Source organism: Microbacterium sp. SCPM-O-B-15248 (M128), assembly GCF_058214835.1.
Window position 1 is genome coordinate 244,935 of the sequence record NZ_JBYQLI010000006.1, and the last position, 8,633, is coordinate 253,567.

The 8,633-nt window shown below is 69.3% G+C and carries 8 protein-coding genes and 1 pseudogene; 1 reads left to right on the plus strand and 8 read right to left on the minus strand.

Going from position 1 to position 8,633, the window contains the following annotated elements:
* Positions 1-26: 26 nt before the first annotated feature.
* From AC3E6M_RS12355 to AC3E6M_RS12390, 8 genes are all read right to left on the minus strand, one after another.
* Positions 27-875 (minus strand): carbohydrate ABC transporter permease, encoded by an 849-nt coding sequence (locus tag AC3E6M_RS12355; protein ID WP_490530069.1) that lies wholly within the window; start codon positions 873-875, stop codon positions 27-29.
* Positions 875-1,846 carry a carbohydrate ABC transporter permease gene (locus tag AC3E6M_RS12360; RefSeq protein WP_138177321.1) on the minus strand — a complete coding sequence of 324 codons (972 nt, stop codon included), beginning with the start codon at positions 1,844-1,846 and terminating at the stop codon, positions 875-877. The genes AC3E6M_RS12355 and AC3E6M_RS12360 overlap by 1 nt, the downstream gene beginning before the upstream one ends.
* On the minus strand, positions 1,843-3,108 hold the full coding sequence (locus tag AC3E6M_RS12365; protein ID WP_490530070.1) for a sugar ABC transporter substrate-binding protein: 1,266 nt from the start codon (positions 3,106-3,108) through the stop codon (positions 1,843-1,845). The genes AC3E6M_RS12360 and AC3E6M_RS12365 overlap by 4 nt, the downstream gene beginning before the upstream one ends.
* Before the next feature lie 158 nt (positions 3,109-3,266).
* Positions 3,267-3,833, minus strand: a complete 567-nt coding sequence (locus AC3E6M_RS12370) for a hypothetical protein (RefSeq protein ID WP_490530071.1) — start codon at positions 3,831-3,833, stop codon at positions 3,267-3,269.
* A 45-nt stretch (positions 3,834-3,878) separates the two neighbouring features.
* Positions 3,879-5,252, minus strand: a complete 1,374-nt coding sequence (locus tag AC3E6M_RS12375) for an FAD-dependent oxidoreductase (protein ID WP_138177325.1) — start codon at positions 5,250-5,252, stop codon at positions 3,879-3,881.
* A 39-nt stretch (positions 5,253-5,291) separates the two neighbouring features.
* Complete coding sequence (locus tag AC3E6M_RS12380; RefSeq protein WP_138177327.1) at positions 5,292-6,353, minus strand: polyprenyl synthetase family protein; 1,062 nt, start codon at positions 6,351-6,353, stop codon at positions 5,292-5,294.
* Between the two features lie 76 nt (positions 6,354-6,429).
* The gene (locus tag AC3E6M_RS12385) at positions 6,430-7,149 is read right to left on the minus strand and encodes a demethylmenaquinone methyltransferase (RefSeq protein WP_138177329.1); all 720 of its coding nucleotides are present in this window, start codon (positions 7,147-7,149) and stop codon (positions 6,430-6,432) included.
* Positions 7,150-7,158: 9 nt separating this feature from the next.
* Positions 7,159-7,722 (minus strand): DUF402 domain-containing protein, encoded by a 564-nt coding sequence (locus AC3E6M_RS12390; RefSeq protein ID WP_490530072.1) that lies wholly within the window; start codon positions 7,720-7,722, stop codon positions 7,159-7,161.
* A gap of 406 nt (positions 7,723-8,128) precedes the next feature.
* Here AC3E6M_RS12390 and AC3E6M_RS12395 point away from each other — a divergent pair.
* A pseudogene (locus tag AC3E6M_RS12395) lies at positions 8,129-8,633 on the plus strand (hypothetical protein); the annotation flags it as partial.

Here is an 8,633-nt window from a genome sequence, read left to right on the forward strand (position 1 = left end):
GTCTCTCCTTTAGCCCTTGACGGGTTTCAGCCCTTGACGGCGCCCTGTGTGAGACCGGACACGATCCGGCGCTGGAAGATCACGACGACGATGACGATGGGGATGGTGACGACGATCGCGGCTGCGGAGATCGCGCCCGTGGGCTCTTCGAACTGCGACGCCCCGGTGAAGAACGAGAGGGCCGCGGGCACCGGGCGGGCGGCATCCGTCGAGGTCAATGAGATGCCGTAGACGAAGTCGTTCCAGGCGATGAAGAACGCGATGATCGCGGTGGTGAAGACGCCGGGGGCGGCGAGCGGCACCACGGTCTTGCGGAACGCCTCGAACGGCGTCGCCCCGTCGACCTGCGCCGCCTGCTCCAGCTCCCAGGGGATCTGGCGGAAGAACGCCGCCAGGGTCCAGATCGAGATCGGCAGCGTCAGCGACAGGTACGGGATGATGAGCCCGAGCCACGTGTCGTACAGCCCGATCACGCGCCACAGGTTGAACAGTGGGGTCACGATCGAGACGATCGGGAACACCGACACCGCGAGCGCCGTCGTAAGGATCACGCGCTTGCCCGGGAAGTCCAGGCGTGCGATCGCGTAGGCGCACAGCGTCGCCAGCACGACGGCGATGAACGTCGCGATGAGCGAGATGCCGATCGAGTTGCGCAGCGCCGGCAGGAACAGGTCCTGCGCACTGCCGCCCGGCGCGAGGATCGTGGCGTAGTTGTCGAGCGTCCACTCCTCGGGGACGAGCGTGCCCGAGAACAGTCCCGCCGGCGTCTTGAAGGACGTCATCGCGATCGAGAAGACCGGGAACAGCGACCACACCAGCACGGCGGCGATGATCACGATCCACGTGATCCGCTGGGGCCAGGTCATCGCGCGCATCAGCTGTTCCTCCCCGCGGACAGATCCACTTTGAAGCCCTTGATGAAGATGCCGGCGATGATCAGGACGCTGAGGAAGAGCAGCACCGAGATGGCGGATCCGAGACCGATCTCGAGCCGACCGATCGAGGTGTTGTACGCCAAGAGCGACAGCGCCTCGGTGTCGTTGGCACCGGCGGTCATGATGAAGATGTTGTCGAAGATGCGGAACGCCTCAAGGGTGCGGAACAGCACCGCGACCATGATCGCGGCCTTCATGTTCGGCAGGATCACGCGGCGCAGCACCTCCCACGCGGTCGCCCCGTCGACCTTCGCGGCCTCCTCCAGATCGCCCGGCACCTGGGCCAGCCCGGAGAGCAGGAGCAGCGAGATGAACGGCGTGGTCTTCCACACCTCGGACAGAATGATCACCGTGAGCGAGGTGCCCTGGTACGCGAACCAGTTGAGGTTCTCGTCGAACCCGGGGATCCACGCGAGCCAGTTGTTGACGTAGCCGCCGGAGTTGATGTCGAAGGCGTAGAAGAACGCGAACGCCGAGACCACCGTGATGATGCCGTACGGCACGAGGATCGCGGTGCGGGCGAAGCCCCGGAGCTTCTTGATGGCCCGGTGCATCACGAGGGCGAACCCGAAACCGATGACCAGCTCCAGCGCCACCGTGACGACCGTGATGAAGAGAGTGACCCCCATCGACTGCCAGAACGCCGGGTCGCCGAGGATCACCTGGTAGTTGCGGAACCAGATGAACTCGCGATCCCCGGGGGCGGTCAAGCGCAGGCTGAACAACGAATCCCACAGCGCCTGCACGATCGGGTACAGCGTGACCAGCAGCATGATCCCGAACGCGGGACCCGCGAGCATCCACCCGAGGCGGACCTCGGCGCGGGCGCGGTCGGATCGCCGCTTCTTGTGCGGCTTCTCCGGTTCGGATGCCGCGTCGCGCCGTTCGGCGCGGGCGAGGGTCTGGCTCACAGCAGTCGCTCCCCTCTGAGCACCGCGAGGATGAAGTCGGTCGAGGTCTGCGGCGTCGTGTCCGGGTTCACCGCGGTCGGCGGATGCCACGTGCGCTGCAGCCCGATCGAGATCTCGTTGTAGTACGGCGTCTGGGGCCGCGGGGCGCCGAGGTCGAGCGACTCGCGGATCGTGTCGGCCATCGGGAACTTCTCCTGCACCTCGGGGGCGTCGTACGCCGCGGCACTCGAGGGCGGGTTGCCGTTGGTGACGAAGTACTGGGCCTGGTTCTCGGGGCTGACGATGCACGCCACCGCCTGCCAGGCCAGGTCGGTGTGCGCGCTGTACGCGCCGACACCGAGGTTGATCCCGCCCACCGGCGGGGCCGCCGGGGTCCCGGCATCCACTCGGGGGTAGACGGCCCAGCCGAGGTCGTCGACGACCTCGGGTGCCGCGCCCTGCATCGCGGGGTAGACGAAGGGCCAGTTGACCATGAACGAGCCGTCGTCCCCCTGGAAGAGGTTCATGCTCGCGTTCTCGTCGGCGGTGGGAAGACCCGACCCGGCGAGCCCGGACGAGCCGATCCGGGCGATGATGTCGGCCGCTTTCCTGCCGGCCTCCGTGTCGAGGCCGAGCTGCATCTCGTCGGGCTTCGCGTCCGGATCTTCGAGGATCTTCCCGCCGGACGAGGCGACCAGCGCGTTGATCCACACCGTCAGGGACTCGGCGAGCGCGCCCTGAACGCCCAGCTGCTTGTTCTCGTCCTCGGCGACCTGGATGATCTGCTCCCACGTGACCGGTTGGGTCATGTCCAGGCCCGCCGCCTCGGCCACCGACTTCCGATACCAGAGCAGTTGCGTGTTCGCCCAGAAGGGCACCGTCACCAGTTCGTCGTTCCAGCTCGCCGACTGCACCGCGCCCTGCACGACGCCGTCGGTGTTCTGCAGCTCTTCGGGGACCGGGGCGAGGAACCCGGGTTCGGCGAGCTCGGGGATGAACGGCGGGTCCAAGCTCATGATGTCCAGCGAGCGGTCGCTCGCGGCGAGGCGTCGGGCGAGCTGCTCGCGCTGCGACGCCGCGTCGCGCGGCAGGAGGGACGTCTCGATGCGGTACGCCCCGTTCGCCGCCTCGGTGCAGGATGCCGCGATCTCGGCTTGACCGCCGTCGTCGGGGTTGATGTACCACATGAGCGTGGGCACCCCGTCGCCGGCCGAGCACGCTCCCAGCGTGCCCGCCAGGGCGAGGACGGACGCCCCGGCCACGATCCGTCTCACCGTTCGCATCCGGCCCCCTCGCCTCGGTGCGCGGGCCGTACTGCCCGGCGTCGTGGGGTCCATCCTGCCGACGGGGGTCGATTCCGGTCGCGAGGGTTGCCCCGGCCGCGGGTCGGGTGTTACTCGCGCGCGGGGCGCCGGGCGCGGGGGCGGAGCGCGCGGGGGCGTCAGGCAGACAGCAGCGCGTCGACAACGACGGCGTGCACGGCATCGAACACGGATGCCGCGGGCATGGGGACCAGGTGTTCGCCACCGTCGACCGATCGACGCCGCCACCACCGACCGTCGTCCAGGGCGACCAGCGGCAGCAGACCCTGACGGGTGCGGATATCGTACGCGGTCCACGGCCGCGTCCAGGCCTCGAGGAGGTGCGGACCGGCGCCCGGCGGGCAGGGGCGAGGGCGCCTCGGGGTCGACCGGCGACGCGAGCTGAGCGGCGATGTCCTCCACGAGCGCTGTGCGCCGCGTCGCGAGGACCGCGACGACTCCCGCGTAATCCTCCAGCGCGCGGCCGGCGTCCCGGCCAGCGTCACGAGATCGTCCCGCATCGCGCCGAGCCGGCTGAACGCCGCCAAGACCATCTCGTCCTCGGGAGCGGAGTACGACCCGGCCAACCCCGACCATCCCCGGGTCAGCTCCGTGATCGCCGCATCGAATTGCGCGAGCGACGACGAGATCCCGGTCGCCGCGGCCGAAAGAGCTGCCGCATCGGGGAGCTGCGCGGGCTGCATCACGAGCCGCGCTCCTTCCGGGGGGTGGAAAGCGTCGCCCAGCCTAACTCACTCGCCGCGCGAGACCCGGATCATCTCGTCGCGCGGGACGACCTTGATACGGGCGCGCTCGTGCGGGGCGCCGAGGGCCATCTCGTGCTCGTCAAGGCGGTGCCAGCCGTCGAGGTCGGTCCAGAGGACCCCGCGCTCGGCCAGGAGCGCCGGGATGGCCTCCTCCTCGGGGTGCGCCGGGCGCCACCACTCGGCCTGATCGTTGATGACGTGGCGCACCGTCTCCATGGCGTCCGACTTCGTGTGCCCGATGAGGCCGACGGGTCCGCGCTTGATCCAGCCGGTGGCATACACGCCCGGCATCCGCTCGTTCGAATCGGATGCCAGCACCTGACCCTCGTGGTTCGGGATCACGCCGTGACGCTCATCGAACGGCACGTCCGTCAGCGGCGAACCGAAATACCCGACGGCGCGGTAGATCGCCTGGATCGGCACCTCACGGATCTCGCCGGTGCCCGAGACGCCGCCCTCGGCGTCGGGCCTCGTGCGCTCGTACTTCAGCGCGGCGACGCGGCCCTCGGCATCCGTGACGACTTCGAGCGGCTTCGCCCAGAAGTGCAGGTGCAGGCGGCGCGAAGCCTCGCCCCCGGCGTTGTTGACGCCCGGGCGGGTGCGCCATTCCTGCAGGACGCGGTCGATGACCTTGACCTGCTTGTTCGTCTGGATGGCGGTGAGCGACGCCTCGTCGTAGTCGAAGTCCTCGTCGTACACGACCATGTCGACGTCGCGCAGCTCGCCGAGTTCGCGCAGCTCGAGCGGCGTGAACTTCACGTGCGCGGGTCCGCGGCGGCCGAACACGTGGACGTCGGTCACCGGGGAGGCCTTGAGTCCCTGGTAGACGTTGTCGGGCACCTCGGTGGGGAGCAGGTCGTCGGCGTGCTTGGCGAGCATGCGGGTGATGTCGAGCGCGACGTTGCCGTTGCCGATGACGGCGACGGACTCGGCCTCGAGCGGCCACTCGCGCGGCACATCGGGGTGTCCGTCGAACCAGCTGACGAAGTCGGCGGCACCGTAGGACCCCGTCGCGTCGATCCCGGGGATGTCGAGGTCGGCGTCGCGGATCGCGCCGGTGGCGAAGATGACGGCGTTGTAGTGCTGCTTGAGGTCGTCGAGCGTGATGTCGGTACCGAAGTTCACGTTGCCGAAGATGCGGATGTCGCCGCGGTCGAGCACCTCGCGGAGCGCCGTGATGACACCCTTGATGCGCGGGTGGTCGGGGGCCACGCCGTACCGGACGAGACCGTAGGGAGCGGGGAGCTGCTCGAACAGGTCGATCGACACGTCGAACTGGCGCTCGGCCTTCAGCAGGATGTCGGCGGCGTAGATGCCGGCGGGGCCGGCGCCGACGATGGCAAGGCGCAACTTCGTCATGGAGGTCCTCTCGATCGTGATCGGGGGGGTGGAGATGGGTCAGGCGGAACGGTCGGCCACCGCGCGGGCGAACCGCGTCAGGGCCTCGCGGACGGCGCCGTCCGGCAGCGGAGCGAGCGCGTCGATCGCGTCCTGCGACCACCGGTGGGCCAGGTCGAGCGTCTCGCGCGTGGTCTCGTGCTCGCGCAGCTCGGTGAGCGGGTCGTCGAGGATCGCGGGGTCGGCGCCCGCGGCGATGCGGTCCTGACCCTCGTCGATGCGCGCGCGCAGGTCGGCGGAGGCCTGATCGGTGCGGTGGCCGAGCAGCAGATACGGCATGGTCGGCACACCGGCGCGCAGGTCGGTGCCCGGCACCTTGCCGGTCTCGGACGGATCCGGCGAGAGGTCGATGACGTCGTCGAGCAGCTGAAAGGCGACGCCTGCCTTCTCGCCGAAGACGACCATCGGGGCCTCGAACTCCTCGGGAGCGCCCGAGTAGATCACGCCCGCCTGAGCGGCCGCGGCGATGAGGGAGCCGGTCTTGTCGGCGAGCACCCGGAGGTAGAACTCCACCGGCTCGTCGCCCTCTTGAGGGCCGACCGTCTCGTGCATCTGCCCCAGCACGAGCCGCTCGAACGTGTCGGCCTGCAGCTGGATGGCCCGTTCGCCGCGCCGCGCCATGAGCTGGCTCGCGCGAGAGAAGAGCAGGTCGCCGGTGAGGATGGCGATGTTGTTGCCCCACACCGTCTGTGCGCTGGGGACGCCCCGACGCTTGTCGGCGCCGTCCATGACGTCGTCGTGATACAGCGAGCCGAGGTGCGTCAACTCGAGGGCCGTGGCCACCTCGACGACCTCGGGAGTGGTGCCCGCACCCAGCTGCGCCGTGAGGATCGCGAGCATCGGGCGCACGCGCTTGCCGCCGGCCTCGTACAGGTAGCGGGCGGTGACGTCCGCGAGCTTGTCGGCGCTGCGCACCTCGCGCTCGAGGGTGCTCTCGACCAGGTCGAGACCGGCCTCGACGGTGGACAGCAGGGTGCGCGCGCGCAGCCCGCCGAAGATGCGGTCACTCAGGCCCAGCTTGCCCGACAGGCGGGTGCCGGCCGCGGGCGGTCTCGGGGTCACGGTTTCAGCCTATCCTGGCGCGGTCAGGGGTCGCCGCCGGTATCTCGACGATTGACAGGACGCTCATCGGTCGCCGTCAGGCGCCCGGGTTGATCCCGCGGTGGAGGGCCACGATGCCGAAAGTGAGATTGCGGTAGGCGACGTCGGCCCACCCGGCGTCGCGCATCCACGCCGCCAGCGTCGGCTGGTTCGGCCAATCGCGGATGGACTCGTTGAGGTAGTCGTACGCCTCGGCGTTCGAGCTCACGACCTTCGCGACCGTCGGCAGCACCCGGCCGTTGTAGAAGCGGTAGAGGCTGTTGAAAGCGCGGGACGGCGGATGCGAGAACTCGCACACCACGATCCGCCCTCCGGGCCGCGTCACCCGACGCAGCTCCCGCAGCGCGCGACGCGGGTCGTTGACGTTGCGCAGCCCGAACGACATCGTCACCGCGTCGAACTCGCCGTCCGCGAACGGCAGGTCGGTGGCATCCGCCTGGACGAACTCGAGGTTCGGGACGTCGCCGTGGCGGCGCTGACCTTCGGCGATCATGCCGCGCGAGAAGTCTGCGGCCACGACGTGCGCGCCACTGGGGACGAACGCCATCGACGACGTCCCTGTCCCGGCGGCGAGGTCGAGGATCCGCTCGCCCCGCTGCGGAGCGACGGCCTTGAGGGTCGCGACGCGCCAGAAACGATCGTTGCCCAGGCTCAGCACCGAGTTGGTGCGGTCGTAGGCCGCGGCGACCTGGTCGAACATGCCGCTGACACGCTGCGGATCTTTGCCGAGATCGGCGCGGTTGGGGTCGCTGCTCACCCGTCGAGTCTAGGCGCGGTCCGGCTCGACGTCCCCGGTGAGCGCGAGGTCCGCGAGACGCTGCAGCCACGGCCCGGTCACGGCGTCCGAGAAGGGAGCGTCGCCCGCGCGCACTCGACGCTCGAGGTCGACGGCCACGGACTCCAGGTGCGCGACGATGTCGGCGGGATAGCCGTACCGCACGCGGTGGTCGTCCCACTCGTCGCGGTCGTCGATCCAGGTGCCGCGCTCATCCGTGCGGCGGACGACGTCGAGATCCATGTCGACGCCGGTGGGCGTGCCGTCCTCGTCGAAGCCGGCGTCCCACGCCAGGTCGATGTACACCGCGACCGGGTGGGGCGCGGCGTTGTGCGTGAAGGCCCAGTCGCCGCTCGCGGGGACGAGGGTGACGTTCGGTTCGCGGCACACGAACTCCCGGCCCGGGCGGACGCTGCGCCACCCCACCTGCTGGCCGAACCAGTCGCCCCACGCGTCGGAGCCGAGGTAGACGGAGTCCTGCTCCCAGTGCGGCGAGCCGTCCCACTTCCGCCAGCGGAACACGAGCCGGGTACCGGGAGCGGGGCGGGAGGCCATGCCGCGAGTCTAAGTCGCGGTCGCGCGAGGGGCGCTTAGCCCCTAGGCCACTGGGCAAGGGCAAGCTTCGAAGTCCGAGGCCTAACCTGAGGAACGAGCGCTCGCCCGGAGGCAGCTCTAGCCATTCGTTGTGGCTCTGCAGGAGGTCGCCGCCGCACGAGCTCGCGGCACCGTTCGAGATGGGGACGTCGCAGGGTGACACATCACTCGTTCGAGGTGACCGCCAAGTCCACACCCGACAAGGGGACCAGACGTCATATCGGTCGCTTGCCGCACGAATCCGGACGCGATAAGCCTTCACCCGCACTTACTCAACTGCCCTCGACACCGCGCCGCGTCGCAGCACCGGACATGATGTGCATCCCACCTGGTCGTATCCAGCAACGACCTCCCGAAAGGTACAACCATGCCCGAGAACACAGAAACGTCAGCAATTACCCCCCCCCCCCCCGCTGAGCTGAACCGCCGCACCGTCCTCCAAGGCGCCGCCTGGACGATCCCCGTGATCGCGGCTGCATCCGTGGCACCTGCAGCGACCGCTTCGGCATCGACCCTCCTGCTGAAATTCGACAAGACCGGCTACACCGGATCGGGCTGCTCCACCGTCACCGGAGCATCCGTCAAAGCCACCGATGCCACGAGCGGCGCGGGAGTCGCCGGTATAGCCGTGGTCGTCACCCTTCCGAACGGGTACACCTTCGACGGCGGAACGACGACATACTCAGGAACGACTGCCGCATCAGGCGTCCTCGCGCTTCCCGGCATCCATCTGCCCGCTAGTGGAACCAGCCAAACGATAACGGCGCTCGCGACCACCGGCGAGATGACGAGTTCCACTCTGGAGGTGACCTCGGTGGCGTACAGCACCGCCGCCGCCCACGGCTCCACCGGTACGCCAGCCGCCAAGGCAT

Bases quoted from the DNA above. Each gene is read 5' to 3' on its own strand.
- AC3E6M_RS12355 (WP_490530069.1), bottom strand. From the start codon at position 875: ATGCGCGCGATGACCTGGCCCCAGCGGATCACGTGGATCGTGATCATC.
- AC3E6M_RS12365 (WP_490530070.1), bottom strand. From the start codon at position 3,108: ATGCGAACGGTGAGACGGATCGTGGCCGGGGCGTCCGTCCTCGCCCTG.
- AC3E6M_RS12375 (WP_138177325.1), bottom strand. From the start codon at position 5,252: ATGACGAAGTTGCGCCTTGCCATCGTCGGCGCCGGCCCCGCCGGCATC.
- AC3E6M_RS12390 (WP_490530072.1), bottom strand. From the start codon at position 7,722: ATGGCCTCCCGCCCCGCTCCCGGTACCCGGCTCGTGTTCCGCTGGCGG.